Origin of the sequence: Oceanobacillus sp. FSL W7-1293, from assembly GCF_037969815.1 — a bacterium.
Classification (GTDB): domain Bacteria; phylum Bacillota; class Bacilli; order Bacillales; family Amphibacillaceae; genus Oceanobacillus; species Oceanobacillus oncorhynchi.
This window is the reverse complement of sequence record NZ_CP150212.1, coordinates 66,143-89,440: the sequence shown is the minus strand read 5'-3', so window position 1 is coordinate 89,440 and position 23,298 is coordinate 66,143. Positions and strand designations below refer to the sequence as shown.

The following is a 23,298-nucleotide window of genomic DNA, read 5'->3' as shown; positions in this document are numbered from 1 at the left end:
TTGCCTTATTTTTAAAGTTTGATGTCGTTGTTACTCTTATTTAGTTTTCAAGGTACAAGCTTCCTTTGAGAGAATTGCTCTCTCAAAACTGAACCAAACAACCACGTACGAATTCCGTTATATATCCTTAGAAAGGAGGTGATCCAGCCGCACCTTCCGATACGGCTACCTTGTTACGACTTCACCCCAATCATTCGTCCCACCTTCGGCGGCTGGCTCCAAAAGGTTACCTCACCGACTTCGGGTGTTACGAACTCTCGTGGTGTGACGGGCGGTGTGTACAAGACCCGGGAACGTATTCACCGCGGCATGCTGATCCGCGATTACTAGCGATTCCGGCTTCATGCAGGCGAGTTGCAGCCTGCAATCCGAACTGAGAACGGTTTTATGGGATTTGCTGGACCTCGCGGGTTCGCTTCCCTTTGTTCCGTCCATTGTAGCACGTGTGTAGCCCAGGTCATAAGGGGCATGATGATTTGACGTCATCCCCACCTTCCTCCGGTTTGTCACCGGCAGTCACCTTAGAGTGCCCAACTGAATGCTGGCAACTAAGATTAAGGGTTGCGCTCGTTGCGGGACTTAACCCAACATCTCACGACACGAGCTGACGACAACCATGCACCACCTGTCACTTTGTCCCCGAAGGGAAAACTCTATCTCTAGAGTGGTCAAAGGATGTCAAGACCTGGTAAGGTTCTTCGCGTTGCTTCGAATTAAACCACATGCTCCACCGCTTGTGCGGGTCCCCGTCAATTCTTTTGAGTTTCAGCCTTGCGGCCGTACTCCCCAGGCGGAGTGCTTAATGCGTTAACTTCAGCACTAAGGGGCGGAAACCCCCTAACACCTAGCACTCATCGTTTACGGCGTGGACTACCAGGGTATCTAATCCTGTTCGCTCCCCACGCTTTCGCTCCTCAGCGTCAGTTACAGACCAGAGAGTCGCCTTCGCCACTGGTGTTCCTCCACATCTCTACGCATTTCACCGCTACACGTGGAATTCCACTCTCCTCTTCTGCACTCAAGTCCTCCAGTTTCCAATGCACGTTTGCGGTTGAGCCGCAAGATTTCACATCAGACTTAAAGAACCGCCTGCGAGCGCTTTACGCCCAATAATTCCGGACAACGCTTGCCACCTACGTATTACCGCGGCTGCTGGCACGTAGTTAGCCGTGGCTTTCTGGTCGGGTACCGTCAAGGTACGATCAGTTACTATCATACTTGTTCTTCCCCGACAACAGAGTTTTACGATCCGAAAACCTTCATCACTCACGCGGCGTTGCTCCGTCAGACTTTCGTCCATTGCGGAAGATTCCCTACTGCTGCCTCCCGTAGGAGTCTGGGCCGTGTCTCAGTCCCAGTGTGGCCGATCACCCTCTCAGGTCGGCTACGCATCGTCGCCTTGGTGAGCCGTTACCTCACCAACTAGCTAATGCGCCGCAGGCCCATCTGTAAGTGACAGCAAAAGCCGCCTTTCAACTTTCCATCAGGTGATAGAAAGTGTTATCCGGTATTAGCTCGCGTTTCCGCGAGTTATCCCAGTCTTACAGGCAGGTTGCCTACGTGTTACTCACCCGTCCGCCGCTCGTTCCACGAACTTCCCTCCGAAGAGTTCCGTTCGCTTCCCGCGCTCGACTTGCATGTATTAGGCACGCCGCCAGCGTTCGTCCTGAGCCAAGATCAAACTCTCCATAAAAGTGTTTGAAACTTTAGCTTTCAGAAGTCAACTTCTGACTTATTTTTTAAGAAAAACGAGGTGTTTTTCTTCTTTCGTACTGGTTGTTTTGTTCAGTTTTCAAAGAGCAATTTGTTTGTCGTTGTTTCAAATTGGCGACTTTATTAATTTATCACATCTGCAATTCATTGTCAACAACTTTTTAAAATTTATTTTGTTGTTAATCTGTTGAATCGTTTGTGTGATGCGCATTGCGTTATGCAACGATAATAAATTTATCATGATTCCAAACCGAAAGCAAGTCTTTTTTAAAATAAAATGGTACAAGTTAAATATTTCTATAATTCATTTTATTGGAGCAGCTTTAAAACCCCTTGATAAATCACTATTCTCAAAGATTTTTGCCTCTTTCATCCCTTACGTATACATACAAAAGCACCGACAGAAGAGTAACCTTCCGGCGGTGCTTCTAACAATAACATAATGGTTAATTAACGATTTTTCATTTGCGGGAATAACAGTACGTCCCGAATAGAAGGCGAATTTGTTAACAGCATTACTAAACGGTCTACTCCAATTCCTAAACCGCCAGTTGGTGGCATACCATATTCTAATGCTTCTAAAAAGTCTTCATCCATATAATGTGCTTCATCGTTTCCTTGATCTCTTTCTTTTACTTGCGCTTCAAAACGCTGACGCTGATCAATCGGGTCATTCAGCTCACTAAAGGCATTAGCATGCTCTCTTCCTACAATAAATAACTCGAAACGATCTGTAAAACGTTCATCCTCTTTGTTCTTTTTAGCGAGAGGAGAAATTTCTACAGGATGTCCAAAAATAAACGTAGGTTGAATGAGTGTTTCCTCTACCTTTTGCTCGAAGAATTCATTTACAATATGTCCGAAAGTCATCGCATCTGTAATTTCTACGTTATATTCCTTTGCTAAAGCACGTGCTTCATCGTCCGATAAGTGCTGCCAGAAGTCTACACCTGTCTCTTGTTTAATCGCATCTACCATATGCAGTCTTGTCCATTTAGGCTCAAGGTTTACTTCCTCATCGCCATATTGAATCGTCGTTTTTCCATATACTTCTTTTGCAATATGTGCAATTAAGTTTTCCGTAAGGTCCATAATATCATGATAATCCGCATATGCTTCATAGAGTTCAATCATTGTAAATTCAGGGTTATGCCTTGTGGAAACTCCTTCGTTACGGAATACACGGCCTATCTCATATACTTTTTCTAATCCGCCGACAATAAGGCGTTTTAAATGTAGTTCGATTGCAATACGCATATATAATTCAGCATCCAGCGCATTATGATGCGTAATAAATGGACGCGCAGATGCTCCGCCCGGAATACTGTGCATCATCGGTGTTTCTACTTCTAAATAACCTTGAGCATTTAAATATTCACGCATGGATTGAATAATCTTACTGCGGGCTACAAACGTATCTCTGCTGTCCGGATTAGTGATTAAATCAAGATAACGCTGACGATAGCGCTGTTCAATATCTTTTAGGCCATGATATTTTTCTGGCAGCGGACGCAGTGATTTGGTTAATAGATGAAATTCTTTCGCTTTAACAGATAATTCTCCAACATTTGTTTTAAACATAACGCCTGTCACACCGACAATATCACCTAAGTCCGCTGATTTAAATACATCATATGCCTCTTCGCCAATTGCATCTTTACGGACATATAATTGAATTTGACCGCTTAAATCCTGAAGGTGAGCGAATCCTGCTTTCCCTTTTCCACGCTTTGTCATTAAACGTCCTGCAATCGTTACTTCATCTGGAATTTCCTCCAGCTCTTCTTTAGAATATTGATCATATTTTTCAACTAGATCGTTTGTTAAATGCGTACGTTCAAATTTTTCACCGAATGGATTCAATCCTTTTTCCATGTATTCTGTGAGTTTGTCACGTCTTACCTGCATATGTTCATTCAATTCTTCTGACACTTCTACCACTCCACTTCTTAATTAATTATGATATCCTCTAACCTTGTCATTAAAACAGTTATTGCTTTATCATCACGGAGAACCGCCCGTGAAACTCCCACGGAATGAAGTTTCGTTTTATATTTCTGTCTTCCAAAGTCTGACGTCCGCCTTATCCTTCTCTGGAAGTTCTTCTAAATAGGCTTCTACAGTCTTCTTTTGTACAGGTACAACAAAACCTGGAGCGATTTCTGCTAATGGAATTAATACAAAAGCCCGCTCATGCATGCGGGGATGCGGTATAATCAATCTTTCTACTGTACTATTTTCATAATTAAATGTCAAAATGTCAAGGTCAATCGTCCGCGGACCAAATCGAATGTCGCGTTTTCTGCCGAGTTCTTTTTCAATCTGCTGACAAACCTCAAGCAGCTCCATGGATGATAAACTTGTTTGAAGCGCTAATACCATATTTAAAAAATCTGCCTGGTCCTGGTATCCAACCGGAGCAGTTTCATATATCGAAGATTTTTTTTGGATAGAGATATATTCATTTGTCTCTAATAAGTCTAATGCTTGCGTCAGATGTTCTTCTCTCGGTTCAATATTTGTTCCGAGAGCAATAAATGCTTGATTCATTTCGTTCTCTCCCTATAAATTTCTACCGCTACCGATTCGTAGTAGCCCGGAATCGGCGGATCCGGCTTTGTTAAACGGATGGAACATGCCTCCAGTTGTTCAAAAGAAGTAAAGAGCTCATCTGCAATTGCTTCTGCCACCGCTTCAATCAAATGAAAACTTCCTCCCTCTACGACATGCTTTATTTTTTCATATGCTTCCCCATAGTGAATGGAGTCCTCCATCGCATCAGATTGTCCCGCCTTCTTTAAAGACAGGTACAGGTCAGCATCCACATAAAAACGCTGCCCCAATGTATTTTCTTCAGGTAACAGCCCGTGATATCCATAAAACTGCATTCGTTTTAGAATAATTTTGTCCATCCTTGTCCACCCTTCCTTTAAACATGCTCTTTCCTCTTCTATTCCTATCACCTATAGATTTGTATGATAAATCGCGTCTGCTACTTTTGCCGCTTCCATGTTCGCCTTTACATCATGTACACGAACAATACGTGCGCCTTTAGCAATTCCAATTACCGTCGTTGCTGCTGTCCCTATATCTCTTTGATCTGCAGGAACATCTAAAATATCACCAATAAATCTTTTACGGGAGGCTGCCAGAAGCAGCGGATAGCCAAGTCTATCCAGCTCTTGCAGTTCTTTGATTATATATTGATTCTGCTCCATTGTTTTTGCAAAGCCGATACCCGGGTCAAGAATAATCTGGTTATCTTCTACACCGGCTTTTTTAGCAATAGAAACACTTGCTTGTAAGTCTGCTTTCACATCCGAAATAAAGTCCCCATAATCCATATCCGTTCGATTATGCATGAGAATAATGGGCACTTGATAACGGGCAGCAACCGCTGCAATTTCCGGTTCTTTTCTTGCTCCCCAAATATCATTTATCATAGAAGCGCCGGCTTTTACTGCTTCTTCTGCTACAGATGCTTTAAATGTATCCACGGATATAGGTATCTGCAAAGTACCTTTTAACGCTTCAATAACCGGGATAATACGCGCTATCTCTTCCTCCGCACTGACAGGAGTATGGCCCGGTCTGGTGGATTCTCCGCCGATATCAATGATATCTGCTCCATCTTCCTCCATTTTCTTCGCCGCGACAGCCGCCTTTTCAATATCTGTATATTGTCCCCCGTCCGAGAAGGAATCAGGCGTCACATTTAATATCCCCATAATATGCGTCCGTTTATCTAAATCTAATTGAAATTCTTTTGCCTGGATCACTTGTATTATCCGCCCCTTCTCTGTTAAAAATATATCTATTCTACATCCTACCCTAAGAAGGTAAAGAACAAAAGTGGAAAGCGCTGGTTAAGAAAGATTAACGTAAAAAAGGAACCAGCTTCAATACGGCTGATTCCTTTTACATTCCGAGATTTATTTTTCGTCTTCAAATTGATACAGCGCTGTAGATAGGTAACGCTCTCCGTTATCAGGAAGGACGGCAAGAACCTTCTTCCCTTTCCCTAGGTCTTTCGCTACTTTTAATGCTGCAGCAACCGCTGCTCCAGAAGAAATTCCTCCCAGAATTCCATTTGTAGTAGCAACTTTACGTGCTGTTTCAAAGGATTCTTCATTTCCAATCGGAAGTACCTCATCATAAATCGATGTATCAAGCACTTCTGGTTTGAAGCCTGCGCCAATTCCCTGAATTTTATGAGGACCAGGATTTCCTCCAGAAAGCACCGGGGAATCCTTTGGCTCAACAGCATAAATTTTAATACCGTCAAAATGCTCTCTCAGCACTTTTCCGGCACCAGTAATTGTTCCGCCGGTACCAATACCGGAAATGAAAGCATCTAATCCATCTGACATCTGCTCTACAATTTCTTTACCAGTTGTTTTTGCATGAATTTCCGGGTTAGCTGGATTATTAAATTGCTGTGGCATAAAATAGCCATTTTCTTCTTGTAATTCCTTCGCTTTGGCAATAGCGCCCTTCATTCCTTCAGCTCCTGGAGTTAAAACTAGCTTCGCTCCATACGCCTTCAATAAATTACGACGTTCCTGACTCATTGTATCCGGCATAACCAGAATTGCCTGATATCCTTTAGCAGTAGCAACCATTGCCAAACCAATCCCGGTATTTCCACTGGTTGGTTCAATGATGGTATCACCTGGTTTTAATTCACCTGCATTCTCTGCAGCTTCTACCATCGCAGCTGCAATGCGGTCTTTCACCGAGCTTCCCGGATTCATAAATTCTAATTTAACATATACATCTGCACTATTCTCATCCGCTACATTATGAAGCTTTACAATGGGTGTTCCTCCAATTAAACCTGCAATATTATTAACGACTGTCATATAACTCCTCCTAATACCAAGTATTTTTATATGATTTATATATAATGTATTGCTTTATTAAGAAAATGTCAATCCTAAATGCGAAAAAAACGCCTATTTTTCTAATCTAAAAGCAATATACGAATTTGTCGTCCGATTTTAGCTGCATCCAAAGCAGCTCGTCATGTTTCCATTTTTATCATTGTACCACCTATGATTGCTTAAGCTCTTCTAACTCTTCTTCTGTAAAATGGTAGTGTTCATTACAAAAATGGCAGGTTGCTTCTGCTCCGTGATCTTCATCGATCATTAGCTGGATTTCTTCATTGCCTAACCCAATGATAGCATTAGCAAGTCTCTCTTTCGAACATTTGCATTGAAATTCGATTGGCATTTTCTCCAATATATTTACATTTTCTTCGTCAAACAAGGTATATAGAATTTCTTCAGGTGTTTTTCCTTCCCGGATCAGCGTAGAAATAGCAGGGAAAGATTGAATACGGTCTTCCAGCCGTTCAATCACCGCTTCATCTGCTCCTGGCATTACTTGTACGATAAAACCGCCTGCCGCTAAAATACTCAAGTCCGGGTTAACCAGAACCCCTGCGCCTACCGCGGATGGGACCTGCTCAGAGGTTGCAAAATAATACGTGAAATCTTCGCTTATTTCTCCAGAAACAATCGGTGTTTCTCCTGTGAAATAGTCTTTCATCCCTAAATCCTTGATAACGCTAAGATTCCCCTCTGTCCCGACTGCTCTAGCCACATCCAGTTTTCCTTTATCATTTAAATCAAAATCGACATGCGGATTTGTAACATAGCCGCGGACATGACCTTTGCCATCTCCATCAGCAACAATAGCTCCAGTTGGTCCGTTTCCCATTACTTTTACGGTAACGGAGTCGTCCCCTTTTAACATTGCTCCCATCATTGCTGTTACCGTTATAGTACGGCCGAGTGCTGCAGAAGCTGTTGCCCATGTATCCTGTCTCCGGCGAGCTTCTTCCACTGTTTCTGTCGACGTAATAGCATATGCGCGGATCATGCCGTCATAGGTTGTCGCTTTAATTAAATAATCCTTCACCATCATCATTCCTCCGTTTATTGATAATACTTTTTATAAATAAGATACAGCCCATTCAACGTGAGATAGGGCTCGACAGCATCTATGGTTTCTGATTCATGTGCAATAAGTTTAGACAAACCACCCGTTGCGATAACCGTTGAGTTTGTCCCTTTTTCTTGTTGTATTCGTTTGACCAGCCCATCAATTTGACCAATGTACCCGTAAAATACACCAGATGTCATTGCCTCCACAGTAGAAGAACCAATCACACGCTGCGGTTTCTGAATCTCAATTTTCGGCAGCTTCGAAGCTCTTGTGTTCAGCGCCTCCATCGAAATATTTACGCCCGGGGTAATAATCCCGCCAGCATACCTTGCTTCTTCATCCACATAGCAGTAGGTTGTCGCTGTCCCAAAATCAATGATGATTAGCGGCGCTCCGTATTTTTCAATACCTGCTATAGCATTAACAATCCGGTCCGCCCCAACTTCAGACGGGTTTGGATAATTCATCTTAATTAGCTTATCATAAGAAGTTTTCCCGATAACCACAGGTTCTATATCAAAATAATCGCGGCTCATTTTTTCTAAAGCAAACATAATAGGCGGTACAACAGAAGAAATAATCACTCCAGTGATTTCCTTAAAATGAATCCCTTTATATTCAAATAAAGAATGGATAAGCATGCCAAATTCATCTTCTGTCTTATACCGATCGGTTTTTATCCGCCAGTGATGAATTAATTTATCGTTATCAAAAACACCGAGAACTGTATTGGTATTCCCTACATCAAGAACAAATAACATCTGTCACCATACCTTCCTTTGTTTCTCTAAAATTTAATATAACATACTTCTTTTCAGGAAAAACCAAAAAAGCATCCGTCCAAAGAACAAAAAGAAGCAGCCTTTCTATTCCTTTGGCTGCTTCCTTTCTATATCTTTTCCAATCCTTTAGTTTTTACGATCGGAATCGGAGTCATCTTCCTTATTATCATCCGTGTGATCTGTTTCTTTTTCTTCAGAATTACCGCCCATAATCGGGTCGTTAATATAAGAGTCGGATTTCTTTTCCGCTTTTTCTTTTGCTTCTTCAAAAGAAAGACCTTTTTTATCCTCATCCTCTTTTTCTTCCTTCGAATGGATGCTTACCTTCACATCATCTGAATCCTCTTCCGGTTCAGGAAGCGTTCCATTTTCAAAAAGAGACTTGATTTGTTTCGCATCGAGTGTTTCTACTTCCAATAATGTTTTTGCAAGCAGTTCTAATTGCTCTCTATGCTCTGTAAGAATACGTTTTGCACGGTCATAACAGTAATTAATGAAATTCTGCATTTCCTTATCGATATCCTGAGCAATGGCATCCGAATAAGTCTGTTCATTTTGAATGTCTCGGCCAAGGAATACATTCCCGCCGCCGCCGCTGCTAAATTGAAGCGGACCAATCTTATCACTCATACCAAATTCGGTAATCATCTTATGCGCAATACCTGTTGCACGCTGGAAGTCATTCGAAGCACCTGTACTCACTTCGCCAAAAATGATTTCTTCCGCAACACGTCCGCCCAGTAAACCGGTGATTTTATCAAACAGCTCAGGTTTTGTCATGAAGTAACGGTCTTCCCTTGGAAGCATTACTGCATAACCGCCGGCTTGACCACGAGGGACGATGGTCACTTTGTGAACGACATCCGCGTCATCCAGAACCATCCCGATCACGGTATGACCGCTCTCATGATAGGCAACGATATTTCTTTCTTTTTCGGAAATAACTCTGCTTTTCTTCGCAGGACCTGCAATGACACGGTCGATAGCCTCATCGATATCTAACTGACCGATTTTCTTACGGTCGGCTCTTGCTGCAATCAAGGCTGCTTCATTGAGCAAGTTCTCTAAATCCGCACCTGAGAATCCTGGCGTACGCATAGCGATTGTTTTTAAATCAACGGTATCTTCTAACGGTTTATTTCTAGCGTGAACACCTAGAACCGCTTCACGGCCTTTAACATCTGGGCGGTCTACCATGATTTGTCTGTCAAAACGTCCTGGACGTAACAGCGCCGGGTCAAGAATATCGGCACGGTTTGTTGCAGCAATCATAATAATACCTTCGTTTGCTCCAAATCCGTCCATCTCAACCAATAGCTGGTTCAATGTTTGCTCACGCTCATCATGTCCGCCTCCAAGACCAGCTCCACGCTGACGGCCAACGGCATCAATCTCATCAATAAAGATGATACATGGTGCATTTTTCTTCGCGTTTTCAAATAAGTCACGAACACGGGATGCACCGACACCAACGAACATCTCTACGAAGTCTGAACCACTGATAGAGAAGAATGGCGTTCCGGCTTCACCGGCAACTGCTTTCGCTAATAATGTTTTACCTGTACCTGGAGGTCCGACAAGAAGTACACCTTTTGGAATACGTGCACCTACTTGTGAGAATTTGCGCGGATCTTTTAAGAATTCCACAACCTCGACAAGCTCTTGTTTCTCTTCATCGGCACCAGCGACATCTTTAAAGCGGACTTTTTTCTTATCTTCAGAGTACATTTTTGCCTTACTCTTACCGAAGTTCATTACACGGCCGCCGCCACCGCCGCCTTGCGCCTGGCTAAGGATGAATAGTAAGAATAGACCAATCAATAAGAATGGAATGATTCCAGTTAAGAATGTGAGCCAAGGACTAGGCTGCTCTTCCTCTTCCACCGTTAACTCACTTTGCTCGCTTGCACTATTTGTAATTTGTGAAACAAGTGCTTCATTATCCGGTACTTGAGCAACAAATTCTGTCTCATCGTCCATTAATGTACCCGTCAAACGGATGATGCCATGTGACGGCTGAAAGGTCAGTTCTTTAATCTCACCATTATTTAAAGCATTCATAAATTGCTGTACATCATACTGCTCCTGATCTTCACTTGGATTGTTAAATACCCCGATTACACCAATAATGATTATAAATAAGAGCATCCATACGAAGACCTTACGAAATATCTGATTCATTGCTTACCTCCTCCCAAATGGGGAAAAACTATAGTAAATCGTATCATAGTAAAATCGCTTTATACAAATAATTTAACCATTTTTGACGAATTATTTTTTTGGAATGTTCAAGAAATCCGATAAATATAATCATACGCTTGGAACATCCGCATGTATGAAAGAAATTATTGCAAAAACCCGGATGATATCGTCCAAGATGATTTTTCAAATACATGCATTGCCGGCAAAGAAAAAAATCTATTTTTATGGGGGCTTTCTTTTACAGCATGTCCCTTCCCAAGCGCGGCTTCTTCCTTTTCACTTTCTCCATCAGCCGCCATAAATTTCCGGCTTGAGGACACCGATATATGAAAGGTTTCGATATTTTTCTGCATAATCTAAACCGTAGCCGACAACAAATTCATCCGGAACTTCAAAACCAATTAAATCTGCTTTAATATCTGCTGTTCTTCCAGCCGGTTTATCAAGAAGTGTCACGATCTTGATGGAATTTGCTTTACGATATTTAAACAGATCTACTAAGTAGTTCAATGTCAGTCCGCTGTCAATAATGTCCTCAACAATAATTAAATCGCGGCCCTCTACTTTTGTATTCAAGTCCTTCAGGATTTTTACTTCTCCTGTGGAGGATGTGCCGCCGTCATAGCTGGATACATCCATAAAATCCATTTCTAAATGGATTTCTGTATGCCGAAGAATATCTGACATAAACGGCAATGCACCTTTTAACACGCCAATAGCCAAGGGAAATTTGCCCTCGTATTCTTCTGTTAATATTGCACCGAGCTCCTTGCATTTTTTTTGAATTTCTTCCTCGCTTACTAAGATTTTTTCAATCTCATTATGAATTGTTTCTTGCGCCATTTTTTCTCCTCCTAATCAGCGTCATGAGCTAATCTTCAGTTTTATATTCATTCCTTTACCATTTTGTGCAGTCTCCGCTTTTTTTAGACCGACGACCCACAGGATCTTTCCCTTATCATCCACTATTATCGGCCAATTATCCCGCATATTTTGGGGTATCTTCGCATCTATAAAAATATCCTTCAGCTTTTTTGAACCATTGAGTCCTCTTACAGACATACGATCTCCCGCTTTTCTTACTCGGATATGTAGTGGTAATGAAATCGAATCTAGCGGAAAAACAAAAGTTGCTTCATCCTCTGCCGGGGCTTCTTTGATGATGGCAGCCTCGATCTTTGTGTCATCAGACAGCACCGTTTCACCTGGAACTGGCAATAAAGAGGGTTGAGCTGACTTTACGGATGGTTGTTGACCAAATTGCAGATAAATCTTCCCATATATATTTGTCACACGGAGCCTTAACGGAAAATCAATACTTGCGCTTCCGTTTCGGCGTCTCAACAGGTCAAAAAAGTTTACTTCGTGGATATAAGATAGGTCTTTAGGCAAGGTTCCATATAGATAGTTTAATATTAGATGAAAGGCCCGTCTTTGTAAAGCCTGAGGAAGCTCTGAAAACGCTTCTGCCGCAAAACAAATTTCCCTTGTATCTTCCCGAAATTCCACCACTTTTTCTACCATTTCCTTCGCCTGCTCCTGCAAGTATTGTTCGTCCTGGGCTAACGTTTCGCTGAGCGTCTGAATGGTGTCTGCGATACGCGGATTTTTCCCCTTCAGCAGCGGGACGACGTTTTTCCGGTAATAATTTCTCGTATACGTATCATCCGCGTTCGTTTTATCGACCTGATAGCTCAATTGATACTTTTCCAAATAAGCAAGGATGTTATTCTTTGTCACCCCTAATAAAGGACGGATAATTTCACCGCCGGCAAAATCACGCCGCATAGGAATCCCTTTTAAAGCGTTCGAGGTCGCCATTCTTACCATTCGCATAACCATCGTTTCAATTTGATCATCGGCGTGATGTCCAAGAGCAAGCAGATCAGCTTTTTTCTCATGCATCAGATCCAAGTAAACACTATAGCGTAATTCACGTGCAGCAACCTCTTCACTGACACCCTTTTCCTTTTGATATTGTCTGACGTCCACCATTCTTTCCACGCAGGGTATTCCCCATTCCTGACAAGTATCTTTCACAAATTGACAATCGTCGGCAGAATCTCCGTTACGCAGCTGATGATCTATGGTCACTGCTGTAAGGCTTAATTCCCATTTGGATGAAATGTTGTTCAAGAAATGTAATAGCGCAATCGAATCCGGTCCTCCTGAAACGCCGACAAGAACCGTTGCATGCTTTTGAATTAGGCGGTGCCTTCTGATAAATGCACACACTTCCTGCTCCATCTCATTCCTCCTCCATCCATCGGTTCTGGCTCCCTATACGGTTAGGATAAAATTAGAAAAAAACCGTATTTTAACTATACTTCTATCATACTCCTTTTTGAGGAACGGTTCAAAAGAGAGGATGCGAAAAAGTATATTTTCAGTCTATCTTTTTTCAGTTTAAGGCAATAACAAAGAAATAATCCAAAAAACAGAGGCTGCCAGAGAAATACTAAAGGATTCTTTCACAGGATATACTTTTTTTTGCTGCATTTTTTTTCGATATTGGCTGCGCTTGTGCTGTACCTGTTTTATCTTGCCCATTACATCTTTTTTCATTTCTGCTGCGGTAGAATACTTTCCTTTTAGTGCTTTCTTTAAAAATGGATGCAGGAGCTGCAGATCGCTGGCCCGATACAATTTTTTCTCAAGCAGCTTCTCAGAGGATTCCCCCGCTATCCGGTCAAAGCGTCTCGGATAATAGATATGGAGAAACACCATCGCAACCGCAAATAAATCATAGCTTGGCTCTGCCTTACGTGTTCCAAGCCCCCAATAACCGCGATCAAAAAACTCTGTATATTCTTTAATAGAACGCCCCATCCTTGTTGTGCCGCCCACATCAACCAGTCTAATTCTTGGCGGATTCGATTCCACAAGAATATTATCTGTTTTTAAATCGCCAAAGGTCCAGCCCGCCTGATGAAGCTGGTCTAAATCCTCTAACAGCTGAACCATCAATACGCCCAGCCACTTCTTGCCTCCCGCCTGAATAAACGCACCTAATGTCTGACCCTCCATATACTCCATCACATAAAAGGAATACACCCTGCCGCCTGGTGCTCTCCAATCATCGACATCCAATAAAGAAGGTCCAAGGCGATATCCTTGAACCTTTTTCAATGCTTTGAGCACATTGACTTCTACCGTTACAGCTGTATCCTGTTCGCTTATTTTCAAAGCAACAGGCCGTCCATGATGCATGCAGAGATACACAGCTCCAATTGCGCCCTCGCCAATTTTTCTCACAACGGTATAGGATTTTTGATGCCACTTCCCTGTTATCTTTTGCTGAGAGTGTAACCTAATAGCCGGTTTCTTCCATGTCGAATGGTTCTTCATCCGAATTCCTCCGTAGCTGCTTCTTGCTAAATTGGTACATTGCTGCCCGTAATGCCGGCCCAGTCGGGGTGATTCCTCCGCTTGTTAACTTTGGAAAAACCTTGGAAATCCCATCCAGCCTCGGCGACCAATCAAGCACAAGCTCAATATCGTTCCGTCTGCCCGGAAACCGGTAAATACAAAAGCGGTTTTTTCCAACTCGGGCATTCAAGCTCATAGATAAGTCAAACAACGCCTCCTTGACTGTTTCTAATTTATCACGCATGCTCGCACTGCTGTCGACTAGCACCACCACCTCTAAATCACTGGTTTCTCCTAAGTCCTCTACCACTTCCATGATTTCACCGCGTTTTTCCGGATCCAGCTCTTCCATTGACTGATCTTTTCCTAAAATGCTGCGCAACTCTTTATTGACAAATCCCTGTAATGTTTGTGTCATTGCCTGCCTCGTCACCATTTGCACCGTTTGAGATAAACGTTCACTATAAACAATTTGACTGACGCCGCCGCCAGATACAGCGATATCCTCCACTTCCTGAAGGCCCTCTGGCTGTTCCGTCTGATCATCGTCTAATATACCAATGACATTCACAGTGATTCCCTGTTGGTTTGCTAAACCGGCTACTGTTGCAGGGCTTTCGCCTTTATTGGAGCAGCCATCGGTTAATAGCAAAATTTGTTTTAATGTTCCTGCGTTCATTTCATGTATACCTCCTCATCTTCCATTACCATCATCACCAAATAATGCATTCTGTATACGTATATTTGGCAGATTGGCTTACGAGAAAGAAGCATACAGCTGAGCGTGCTCTACATCGAGAGCAGCTTCTCTTGCCGGACTGGAACATTGGCCCATTTCGGTGTATTTTTCTTTACTTTGGCAACCAATACGGTCATGTCATCATGAATATCCCCCGATCTGGTTCGAATCACCTCTTCTAATAATAAATCAGCAATTTCCTGCGGGTCCTCCGTATCCATCTCTTTGATTTTCCGTTTAATCCAAATATCAATATTTTCCACGTCTTTCGGCCCGTCAAAAATGCCGTCACTCATCATGATTAATAAATCATTCGGCTTTAGCTGCTCACTGACAATATCTACATCAAATTCCTGAATAATCCCCATCGGCAAATTACTGGCCTCTATTTTTATCATGGAATTCCCTCTGCGGACAAAGCTTGGAGTCGAACCAATCTTTAAAAATTCGGCAGATGCATTATGCAAATCCACCACTGCTAAATCAAGCGTTGCAAACATCTCATCCGTAGTACGCAAAGCAAGAATCGAATTAATTGTTTTGATTGCTACCTTTTCTCGTATTCCAGTCTGCAAAATTTGCTGCAGTAAACGTAATGTCTCTGTACTTTCTTCCTTTGCACGCTTCCCGTTCCCCATCCCATCGCTGATAGCCATCGCAAACTTCCCTGCGCCCAGCTCAATGGTCGTAAAGCTGTCACCAGATACAAGCCCCCCTCCTTTTGCTGCATTGGCCGCCCCCGTCTCTACCTCAAAATCCCTTGCTGATCCAAAGACGAAGTGGCTGTAACCATAAGGGAAAGAAGAAATGTCTTCATTCCTTACCACAATCATCTCATCGAGCAGCTCCGAAAGAACCGGAGCAATTAATTTTTCCCCTTCCCCATGATATTCGTAGAAACTTGTCGTTAGCTCAATATCTACATTTCCCTTCTCTAAGTGATAAATATCTAAGCGGACTAATTCTATCCCCATCTGTTTCAAAGCTTGAATAATTTGCGATTCCTGCAGCTCATGATGCTGCCGTTCCTTTAATATTTCTTTAGCAAAATCATTCATCACATCAGAAACACCCTGGAGCTGGTCAGAAACTAAGCGCTTACTTTCTGTCACCTGCTGTCTCAGCTGTTGGTTTGCCTCATAGAAGCTCATTTCTGACTGCATTGCCTCCTTGACTTGGCGCGATCGTACACAATGATTCTCAAATTCCTTCACGACATTTCGGTGGGGCTCCTGCCCGGCGGTAATATTCTGCTTCATCGTCTCCATAAGCGAATAGGTTTTATCAAATTCCTTCTGCCAGCATTTATTCTTTAAAAAGCAGTCCTGACATGTTTTTTCCGTTACCTGGCTTAAAAAGTAATCGGTATCCCGCTTCTCGTCTCTTTTTTCATCACTTAATGTCCTGTCTGTCACGGCAAAGCTTTTGGATAACGCCTGAAAGACATCGGAAAATTGTTCTACGCGTTTGGCAGTAACATTTCGGACCTTTTGCGAATACTGCTCCTGTTCATTTGTATATGCTTCTGTTCCCGGAATATAACGGGCGATTTGCTCCAGCCAGGATGCCGGTGTCATCAAAAATAGCAGCACAGCCATAAGTGATTCCGTTAACGACGGCAATAAAGCAACACTCTCCCCATAAACACCGATGAGTCCTGTCCCAATCAAAAGCCCCACCGCTGTTCCCGGTTTCTTTCCTTCCTTCAGCAATCCCCCGAGCACACCTGAAAATGCTAGCAGACTCATTTGATAGAGGTTGACCACATTGGCTAATGACAAGATCATTCCTGCCACCACCCCAACCGTTGAACCAATAGCAGCACCTCCAATAAAGGCAAACACCAAAACAAAATACCTTGAAAAAACATGTTCTAATGATGCGCCGTACACCTCCCAGCCGATAAACCCTGTTAATACCGAGGCAATCAGAATAATCAAGCAGACAATTTCTTCACTTTTTAAGGTGGGTTTATATCGTTTTGGTGATAATAACGGAATACTTTGCATAAATATAAGTACAAGGATTGCCCCAAGGACTCCCTCAACGGCCAGCATCATCCATTCAAAGGATGATATGGTGCCCTGGAGCGAATATAAAAACATCCGCGGCAGACTGGTTGCAAAAAAGACAGTAATGGGCAGCATCCACTGTTGATGCTTTAAAGATTTTGTTGCTGCCGAGATGAAGATAAATAAAATAAAAGCAATAAAAATATAAGCTACATGCTGCATCGAGTAAGTCAGCGCCCCTAATATAACAGCTATCATCGAACGGAAGGATTTTTCCCGATGGACAAGCCACATGCTCGCAATGAAAGCCACAGCAAACGGAGATACGGTCTGCAGGATGACAGCTCGTCCTAATAAAAAGCCTGTAATATAGAATAACCAGCCCTGTGCGATTAATATATGGTTGACCTTCGCAGTAATCTGTTCTCTCCATTTTCTCTTTTTACTTGCTTTCTCGATTGTAATGCTTCCCGATTCCACCCTTGGAATTGAACCTATCATTTTATCCACTCCCATCTTTCCAACTAGTAAAACATAGGTTGCTTTCTTTTTTTGTCAAAAAAACATGGCAGTTTCTAAAAATCGTTCGACGTAATCTTGGGAAGTTACCATCGTTTTACAAAAAGGGTGTACCTTAGGATATTCATCCAGTTTCATTAAAAAAGCAGAGGATACGTTGCTTTGCAAATCATATACGGGATTTTACTTCATTTTAAACCTCCGCATTTTTTTAAACATCGCTACATCATTTGTAGAAAAAGTGAGTGGAAATGCGGTTCTTTTTTATAACCTCGACAAGATAACCGAACTTTTCGAAATTAAGGAAGTAAACGCGGATTTTTTAGTTCGCGGGAATCATATCCGGAAGTATTTTAAAATAAGCTTCAAAAATTTATAGAGAAACTATTGACAGTTTATGCTGTCTGTTGTATGATTTTTCTTGTTGATTTCACTTGGCGGCGTAGCTCAGCTGGCGAGAGCGTACGGTTCATACCCGTGAGGTCGTGGGTTCGATCCCCTCCGCCGCTATCCTAAATAATTAAAAAACTCATCTCTTTAAAAAAGAGATGAGTTTTTTTGTGTAAACGAAATAAATTGATTTCATCATTCCATATGTTGACGGGAGGAGAAATCATCGTTACATGTAAAAAAGCAGGAACGAGCGTCCCTGCTTTTTCTATTTATCCATAGAGCATTATTAATAGACAGCAACTACTATCCTCTTCTGGCACCCCGTCCTCCGCGCTTGGATTCTGTGTGCTTCTTCAAAGAGGCTAAACGATCCTCGGAATCCTTCAGGAAACGATTCATTTTGGACTCGAAGTTCTCTGTGCGTTCTTTTTGACTCTTTTGACTTTTTGGACGTGCTTGTTGCGGGCGATCTTTCGCCTTTCTGATGGACAGGCCGATTTTGCCATCCTTTTCGACATTAATGACTTTAACTGTTACTTCGTCTCCAACTGTTAAATGCTCATTAATATCTTTAACATAGTTGTCAGCAACCTCACTAATATGAACGAGACCTGTTTTACCCTCTTCTAACTCCACAAAAGCTCCAAAATTAGTGATTCCGGTTACCTTTCCTTGCAGCTTGCTGCCTACTTCAATTGACATAAAAGAAATGCTCCTCCTTAAAAGATTAAATGTTCTTCAATATATAGTATATTAATCAAAATAAAAAGTGTCAATATGACGGGTCTTCATCCGGTAATTTAAATATAAGTTCTCCTTCATTTGAGAAGAAATAATTAGTTCTGGCAATCTCAAGAACATACTCTTCATCCTGCAGGAGTTCGATTTCATGATTTAAATCTGATTCTTGCTGCTCTAAATCTGCAAGCTGCTGTTCTAACTGTTCGTATTCTTCCATTTTGTCTGCCTTTGTTGCCCGCTGATTAAAATGATAGATGGACATACTTCCTACGATAACCGCTACAACTAATGCATACAGTACCAACCGTCTGGTAAGACGCTGTTTTTTTCTATTCTGCCGCTCTATGTACGCATCGTACTGGTGCACGGATTTAGATTGAAGCTTTGTTACTTTCTTCTTTCTTTCCTCCACAGCTTTACCTCCTTCGATAAGACTGAATCCATTTTGGGATGCTTAAAAAATCCACTTAATCATATTTTTTAAACACGTATTTATAAACTATATTCTTCATTTTACTATAAAATCCTGCTATTTGCAGAAAGAAATTTTGAATAGATTGTGGACAAAGGCGAAAAAGCCCTTTCCCTATCCACCGGAAAGGAGTAAATAAAAATAGACACAGCCATGTTATTATTTTGAAAACTCCCATCAGGATTGCCTTTATCATACGATAGAACGTCAAGAATATCCACTGCAAAGGAGAAATCAGCAAGAAATTTATTATTTTTTCTATACCCCGATAAATTGCTTTAAAAACACGAATCATATGCTCTAATAATTTTTTATACAGCTGCTTCGCCAAGGCCTGGTAAATAGAAAAACCAAAGAGACACGCTAACACAATATAAATCCTGAGCTCTCCTTGGTTGACTCGATATAATATATAAAATAAAATGCCGGCCTGGGTCATCCAAAATAATATTTCTAAAAAATAAGTTAAAAATAATCGTCCCTTCCAATAAATCGTGAAGCGCCGGAAGGTTTCCTGGGCAACACCTAAATAAAATCCACTTATAATCATCGTGATAAGTGTTAAAAATTGCGTAGATAACGTCATCGGAATATCTTGCTAAAGAACCCTTTAGCTTTCTCCTGCTGCTGATCATCTACATAGGAAAGCTCGTATATTTTTCCTTTAATGGTGACAATACCTTCTGTCACATCTAAATTCTTCAATTGCAGATTCTGTCCGCGGATAATCAAGTATCCCATCACCGTTTCTAAAAGGAATGCTTCATTATCAAAGCTGTCCACCTCTTTAACGCCCGTAATTTCAAGGTTTTTTCGTTTGTCTATTTTTACGGTATGCTCTAGTTCAACATGATTTCTTACATCTTTATTCTCATAATAATTCATATAAAAACCCTCCCTATCGTTAATAATTTATGATGGGAGGGACAAGTATAGAACTACATTTTTACTGCTCTATTTTTTCTTCTTTCACAATGGTGTAAAGGGTATCTGCTTCATCTTTACGGACATTTTCCCGCAGTGAATTTACTTTTACCGTAACCAATTTCTGGCCAAATCGAATAACAAGCTCATCCCCTTCAGAAAGGATGGAAGAAGCCTTCGCTGCGTTTCCGTTTACAGTGATTCTTCCTTGGTCTGCTACTTCTTTAGCTAATGTACGGCGTTTAATGATTCGGGATATTTTTAAAAATTTATCTAATCTCATCTTTCTTCTCCTCTCATCGCTTGATTTTTCTTCGCTTCTTCCCAATAAGCATCCATTTCCTGCAGAGAAGCTGTTTCAGGCGTCTGCCTCTTTTCTTCAAGCTTGTTTTCTATATATTGAAATCGGCTGATAAATTTCCGGTTGGCACGCTCCAGCGCAACCTCAGGATTGACTTTATAGTATCTGGAAATATTCGCTAAGACAAATAATACATCTCCCAGCTCCTCTTCCACATCCGTCAAATCTTTATCCTGAACAGCTTCGATAACTTCATCGATCTCTTCCTTCAATTTCTCCCATACTTCGTCTACATGACTCCATTCAAAGCCGACTTTCCCTGCTTTGGACACAAGCTTATATGCTTTAGCTAAAGCAGGCAGATGCGCAGGGATACCGTCCAGCACGGATTCCCTCTCTTTTCCTTTTTCCTGTTTTTTGAGCTCTTCCCAGTTCTCTAACACTGTTTCCTCAGTATCTGCTGTTGCTCCCCCAAAAACATGCGGATGGCGGTAAATCATTTTATCCGAAATCGACTGAATTACGTCATCTATCGTAAAATAACCATTGTCCTCGCCAATTTGACTATGCAATAAAATATGCATCAACAAATCACCAAGCTCCTCGACAATATGGTCATCATCTTCTTCATCAATCGCTTCAATCAGCTCATAGACCTCTTCAATCGTATGATGACGCAAGGATTCATGCGTCTGCTTCTTATCCCACGGACAGCCATCAGGTCCGCGCAGAATCGCCATCACTTCACGTAAAAACGGGAAGGTATGGTGCAGATATCCTTTTGGAACCGGAGGGATATATAGCGTAGTCAAATTGCTAATTTCCATCCGGTAATCCAATTCCTCTAAACGAACTTTTTCAATTTTTTCCGCCCTGCTGCCAGCCGCTTCCACAATATAAACCTCATAATCAGGCGGCAAATCCTCCAATAAAGTCAGCTTGACTTCGGAGGCAATGAACATGTCATATACCTGACAAACAAATAAATGATTACCGAAATGAAGCTGATCACGTCTGAAATCTGTTCCGTCTACAAATTGAAATCCTTCAATAGGATCAATTTGCATGGCAGTAAATAAGTCATCTAAATAGCTTTGCCCGCCTGCAATCGATACCTCGACCTCGTTCTGCTCCAATAGAAGCTGAACGGTTTTCTCTGCCAGCATAGGATGGCCGGGAACAGCGTAGATAACGGTGTCCTCACTTGTTTTCGCAGCTTCTACAAGCTGTGCTGTAATACAGGCATACACCGTACCAAACTGCTCTTCTTCTTCATAAAGCGTATCAAAAGAAGTAAAAGAGACTCTCTCTGCTTCCAGCACTTTGATAACGGGATGATCATTAGTTCTTGCATAAATCGTTTGCTGTGCTTGCGTTAATTTTCTATATATACCGAGCGGGAGCTGCTCTATATCTCCTGCGCCCAATCCAATAACCTCTATTTGCTTCAAGGTTTTTTCCTCCCTTTATGATAAATACGTAACAGGTACGCTGATTTTGGTAAAATACGAATTTGTGCTTCGGTTAATCCGCCTGTTTTTAGCAATACAAAGAGGAATAAACCTGCGCCTGATACCGAAATAAAAAGAACATATATCAGCAGCAGCAGCCTTATATCTATCACAAGTGCAGAAAACATTCTCTGCATCACCAAAAGGTATATAACCATCGATAAGCTCGCTGCAGCCAAGCTTTTCCATGACATTGAACGATATAATGACACGCTTGGCAATTTTCGATATAACTCGATTCCTACAAGCAATAATAACACACTGAGACTTAAAATCGTTGCTATACCCGCACCATATACCTCAAAATGCGGAATAAGAATCAGGTTGCTGCCTACCTTCACTACAAAGGAAATACCGATAAATACAGCTGTTCGCACAATCATCCCCAAGCTTTGCAAAATCGATGCGCCGATAATCGAAATGGTAGACATGCCGATAGCTATAATCAATAATCTTAATTCGCTCGTACCCTGCATATTTTTATAAAGCAGCTGGTTGACCTCCGGGAAAATAATAAATAGCCCTAAAACAGCACCTATGGCGATAAAAATACCAACATGCATGGCTGTTTGAATATAATTCATTACTTGCTCCCGTTGGTTTTTTAATTTCTGATAATTAATCGCCGGTATAATCGCTAAAGCAATGGACGAACCAATAATGGTCACCACCTGAATCAGCGGCTGCCCCCGGTCAAACACGCCTTTCATTTCTTTAGCAGCTATCTCTGCTGCTCCGCTTGCCATTAATCTCGGCACAAATGTGAATGCATCTGCTAACTGCATGAATAAAAGTGTCATATGATTCATCGCCGCAGCTACCCCAAATAAAAGCAAGGTTTTCATATATTTTTTCCATGGGACAGCTTCCTCCAAGGAAAATGCTTTAACGCCTGCAGGGGAATTCTTTCGATTTTTATAATAAAAGCACAACAACACAACAAGTGCACTGATCCCTCCCAGCAAGGACGCAAGCACGGCCGTCGTTCCAATGGCATCGATTTGAAAAATACCTTGGCTGACCAGCAGCGCTCCGGCAATAATAGTCCCTACACGAATAAACTGTTCTCCAATTTGCGAAAATGCAGTAGGAGCCATCTCATACTTTCCCTGCTGTATCCCCCGGAATAAAGCCAGGACAGGAACAATCAGGAACACGGCAGCTGTAACTTGATATAAACCGACAAAACGCTCATCCCCAGCTAATCGGGCTAATAATGGAGCTGTAAAATACACGATTGCAATAAGCAGGAGATGAAAGCTCCCAAGAATAAAAAGAATTGGCCGATAGAATCCTCTCCAGGACAGCGCTCTTCCTTTTTCCAGCTCCGTTGCTGTTAGCGAGGAAATAGCAGAAGGGAATCCGTACAATGCAAGCATCGTAGCAATTCCCAATAATGGATAGAGCTGCTGATACATATAAAAGCCGATATCCCCTGTTAAGTTTTGCAATACAATACGATAAACAGCACTAAGCACTTTACTTATCAAACCGGCGATACTCAGTACCACCGCACCTTTAACCAGCCGGCTTGTTTCATTATCTGACATGATAAATTTTTCCTTTTCCAAATGAATTTCTCTCAGTATATCATATCAGGGAGAGAAGCACGTTGCTAAGAAAAACCAAGAAAAAAAGAAGCCTGTCTTCTAGATTGGAGGTAACCTA

20 protein-coding genes, 1 tRNA gene and 1 rRNA gene are annotated in these 23,298 nt (G+C 41.8%); 1 reads left to right on the top strand and 21 read right to left on the bottom strand.

The annotated features are described in order from the left end of the window. Positions 1–131: 131 nt before the first annotated feature. From MKY65_RS00440 to spoIIE, 14 genes are all read right to left on the bottom strand, one after another. Positions 132–1,693 (bottom strand): 16S ribosomal RNA (locus MKY65_RS00440). Between the two features lie 470 nt (positions 1,694–2,163). After that, complete coding sequence (lysS, locus tag MKY65_RS00435) at positions 2,164–3,645, bottom strand: lysine--tRNA ligase (protein WP_339181350.1); 1,482 nt, start codon at positions 3,643–3,645, stop codon at positions 2,164–2,166. A gap of 117 nt (positions 3,646–3,762) precedes the next feature. Then, positions 3,763–4,263 carry a 2-amino-4-hydroxy-6-hydroxymethyldihydropteridine diphosphokinase gene (folK, locus tag MKY65_RS00430; protein WP_339181347.1) on the bottom strand — a complete coding sequence of 167 codons (501 nt, stop codon included), beginning with the start codon at positions 4,261–4,263 and terminating at the stop codon, positions 3,763–3,765. Beyond that, complete coding sequence (folB, locus tag MKY65_RS00425) at positions 4,260–4,625, bottom strand: dihydroneopterin aldolase (RefSeq protein ID WP_339181345.1); 366 nt, start codon at positions 4,623–4,625, stop codon at positions 4,260–4,262. The genes folK and folB overlap by 4 nt, the downstream gene beginning before the upstream one ends. A gap of 51 nt (positions 4,626–4,676) precedes the next feature. Next, positions 4,677–5,441, bottom strand: a complete 765-nt coding sequence (gene folP, locus MKY65_RS00420) for a dihydropteroate synthase (RefSeq protein WP_339185063.1) — start codon at positions 5,439–5,441, stop codon at positions 4,677–4,679. Between the two features lie 204 nt (positions 5,442–5,645). Beyond that, positions 5,646–6,575 carry a cysteine synthase A gene (cysK, locus tag MKY65_RS00415; RefSeq protein WP_193065217.1) on the bottom strand — a complete coding sequence of 310 codons (930 nt, stop codon included), beginning with the start codon at positions 6,573–6,575 and terminating at the stop codon, positions 5,646–5,648. A gap of 190 nt (positions 6,576–6,765) precedes the next feature. Then, on the bottom strand, positions 6,766–7,638 hold the full coding sequence (hslO, locus tag MKY65_RS00410) for an Hsp33 family molecular chaperone HslO (RefSeq protein WP_042535596.1): 873 nt from the start codon (positions 7,636–7,638) through the stop codon (positions 6,766–6,768). Between the two features lie 17 nt (positions 7,639–7,655). Further along, positions 7,656–8,426: a type III pantothenate kinase gene (locus MKY65_RS00405; RefSeq protein WP_289585121.1), complete on the bottom strand. Its 771-nt coding sequence runs from the start codon at positions 8,424–8,426 to the stop codon at positions 7,656–7,658. A 147-nt stretch (positions 8,427–8,573) separates the two neighbouring features. Next, entirely contained in the window at positions 8,574–10,628 is a 2,055-nt protein-coding gene (gene ftsH, locus MKY65_RS00400; protein WP_339181340.1) for an ATP-dependent zinc metalloprotease FtsH, read from the bottom strand. A gap of 309 nt (positions 10,629–10,937) precedes the next feature. Continuing rightward, positions 10,938–11,477, bottom strand: coding sequence for a hypoxanthine phosphoribosyltransferase (gene hpt / locus MKY65_RS00395; RefSeq protein ID WP_042535598.1), 540 nt, complete (start codon positions 11,475–11,477; stop codon positions 10,938–10,940). A 36-nt stretch (positions 11,478–11,513) separates the two neighbouring features. After that, positions 11,514–12,896 carry a tRNA lysidine(34) synthetase TilS gene (gene tilS, locus MKY65_RS00390; RefSeq protein ID WP_339181337.1) on the bottom strand — a complete coding sequence of 461 codons (1,383 nt, stop codon included), beginning with the start codon at positions 12,894–12,896 and terminating at the stop codon, positions 11,514–11,516. A 159-nt stretch (positions 12,897–13,055) separates the two neighbouring features. Next, positions 13,056–13,997, bottom strand: coding sequence for a protein kinase (locus tag MKY65_RS00385; protein ID WP_339181334.1), 942 nt, complete (start codon positions 13,995–13,997; stop codon positions 13,056–13,058). Next, positions 13,960–14,697, bottom strand: coding sequence for a VWA domain-containing protein (locus tag MKY65_RS00380; protein WP_042528560.1), 738 nt, complete (start codon positions 14,695–14,697; stop codon positions 13,960–13,962). Before MKY65_RS00380 ends, MKY65_RS00385 begins: the two co-directional genes overlap by 38 nt. Positions 14,698–14,807: 110 nt before the next feature. Beyond that, on the bottom strand, positions 14,808–17,270 hold the full coding sequence (spoIIE, locus tag MKY65_RS00375; protein WP_339181331.1) for a stage II sporulation protein E: 2,463 nt from the start codon (positions 17,268–17,270) through the stop codon (positions 14,808–14,810). A 454-nt stretch (positions 17,271–17,724) separates the two neighbouring features. On the opposite strand from spoIIE, the gene MKY65_RS00370 reads away from it, so the two are divergent. Next, positions 17,725–17,798: transfer RNA gene (locus MKY65_RS00370), tRNA-Met, on the top strand. A gap of 186 nt (positions 17,799–17,984) precedes the next feature. On the opposite strand, the gene MKY65_RS00365 is transcribed toward MKY65_RS00370, so the two are convergent. The 7 genes from MKY65_RS00365 to MKY65_RS00335 all read right to left on the bottom strand — a co-directional run bounded on the left by MKY65_RS00365 (position 17,985) and on the right by MKY65_RS00335 (position 23,180). Then, positions 17,985–18,383, bottom strand: coding sequence for a S1 domain-containing RNA-binding protein (locus MKY65_RS00365; RefSeq protein WP_042528562.1), 399 nt, complete (start codon positions 18,381–18,383; stop codon positions 17,985–17,987). Positions 18,384–18,453: 70 nt separating this feature from the next. Continuing rightward, positions 18,454–18,834: a septum formation initiator family protein gene (locus MKY65_RS00360; protein WP_042528563.1), complete on the bottom strand. Its 381-nt coding sequence runs from the start codon at positions 18,832–18,834 to the stop codon at positions 18,454–18,456. Between the two features lie 55 nt (positions 18,835–18,889). Beyond that, complete coding sequence (gene yabQ / locus MKY65_RS00355; protein ID WP_193065212.1) at positions 18,890–19,480, bottom strand: spore cortex biosynthesis protein YabQ; 591 nt, start codon at positions 19,478–19,480, stop codon at positions 18,890–18,892. Next, entirely contained in the window at positions 19,477–19,779 is a 303-nt protein-coding gene (gene yabP, locus MKY65_RS00350; RefSeq protein WP_042528565.1) for a sporulation protein YabP, read from the bottom strand. The genes yabQ and yabP overlap by 4 nt, the downstream gene beginning before the upstream one ends. Positions 19,780–19,840: 61 nt before the next feature. Beyond that, a complete protein-coding gene (locus tag MKY65_RS00345; protein WP_339181328.1) occupies positions 19,841–20,101 on the bottom strand; it encodes an RNA-binding S4 domain-containing protein in 261 nt (86 codons plus the stop codon). Then, the gene (gene mazG, locus MKY65_RS00340; protein ID WP_339181327.1) at positions 20,098–21,570 is read right to left on the bottom strand and encodes a nucleoside triphosphate pyrophosphohydrolase; all 1,473 of its coding nucleotides are present in this window, start codon (positions 21,568–21,570) and stop codon (positions 20,098–20,100) included. Before mazG ends, MKY65_RS00345 begins: the two co-directional genes overlap by 4 nt. Further along, on the bottom strand, positions 21,567–23,180 hold the full coding sequence (locus MKY65_RS00335) for a polysaccharide biosynthesis protein (protein WP_339181324.1): 1,614 nt from the start codon (positions 23,178–23,180) through the stop codon (positions 21,567–21,569). The genes mazG and MKY65_RS00335 overlap by 4 nt, the downstream gene beginning before the upstream one ends. Between the last annotated feature and the right edge of the window lie 118 nt (positions 23,181–23,298).

Bases quoted from the DNA above. Each gene is read 5' to 3' on its own strand.
- folK (WP_339181347.1), bottom strand. From the start codon at position 4,263: ATGAATCAAGCATTTATTGCTCTCGGAACAAATATTGAACCGAGAGAA.
- folB (WP_339181345.1), bottom strand. From the start codon at position 4,625: ATGGACAAAATTATTCTAAAACGAATGCAGTTTTATGGATATCACGGG.
- folP (WP_339185063.1), bottom strand. From the start codon at position 5,441: ATGGGGATATTAAATGTGACGCCTGATTCCTTCTCGGACGGGGGACAA.
- cysK (WP_193065217.1), bottom strand. From the start codon at position 6,575: ATGACAGTCGTTAATAATATTGCAGGTTTAATTGGAGGAACACCCATT.
- MKY65_RS00405 (WP_289585121.1), bottom strand. From the start codon at position 8,426: ATGTTATTTGTTCTTGATGTAGGGAATACCAATACAGTTCTCGGTGTT.
- ftsH (WP_339181340.1), bottom strand. From the start codon at position 10,628: ATGAATCAGATATTTCGTAAGGTCTTCGTATGGATGCTCTTATTTATA.
- tilS (WP_339181337.1), bottom strand. From the start codon at position 12,896: ATGGAGCAGGAAGTGTGTGCATTTATCAGAAGGCACCGCCTAATTCAA.
- MKY65_RS00385 (WP_339181334.1), bottom strand. From the start codon at position 13,997: ATGAAGAACCATTCGACATGGAAGAAACCGGCTATTAGGTTACACTCT.
- MKY65_RS00380 (WP_042528560.1), bottom strand. From the start codon at position 14,697: ATGAACGCAGGAACATTAAAACAAATTTTGCTATTAACCGATGGCTGC.
- spoIIE (WP_339181331.1), bottom strand. From the start codon at position 17,270: ATGATAGGTTCAATTCCAAGGGTGGAATCGGGAAGCATTACAATCGAG.
- MKY65_RS00365 (WP_042528562.1), bottom strand. From the start codon at position 18,383: ATGTCAATTGAAGTAGGCAGCAAGCTGCAAGGAAAGGTAACCGGAATC.
- yabQ (WP_193065212.1), bottom strand. From the start codon at position 19,480: ATGACGTTATCTACGCAATTTTTAACACTTATCACGATGATTATAAGT.
- yabP (WP_042528565.1), bottom strand. From the start codon at position 19,779: ATGAATTATTATGAGAATAAAGATGTAAGAAATCATGTTGAACTAGAG.
- MKY65_RS00345 (WP_339181328.1), bottom strand. From the start codon at position 20,101: ATGAGATTAGATAAATTTTTAAAAATATCCCGAATCATTAAACGCCGT.
- MKY65_RS00335 (WP_339181324.1), bottom strand. From the start codon at position 23,180: ATGTCAGATAATGAAACAAGCCGGCTGGTTAAAGGTGCGGTGGTACTG.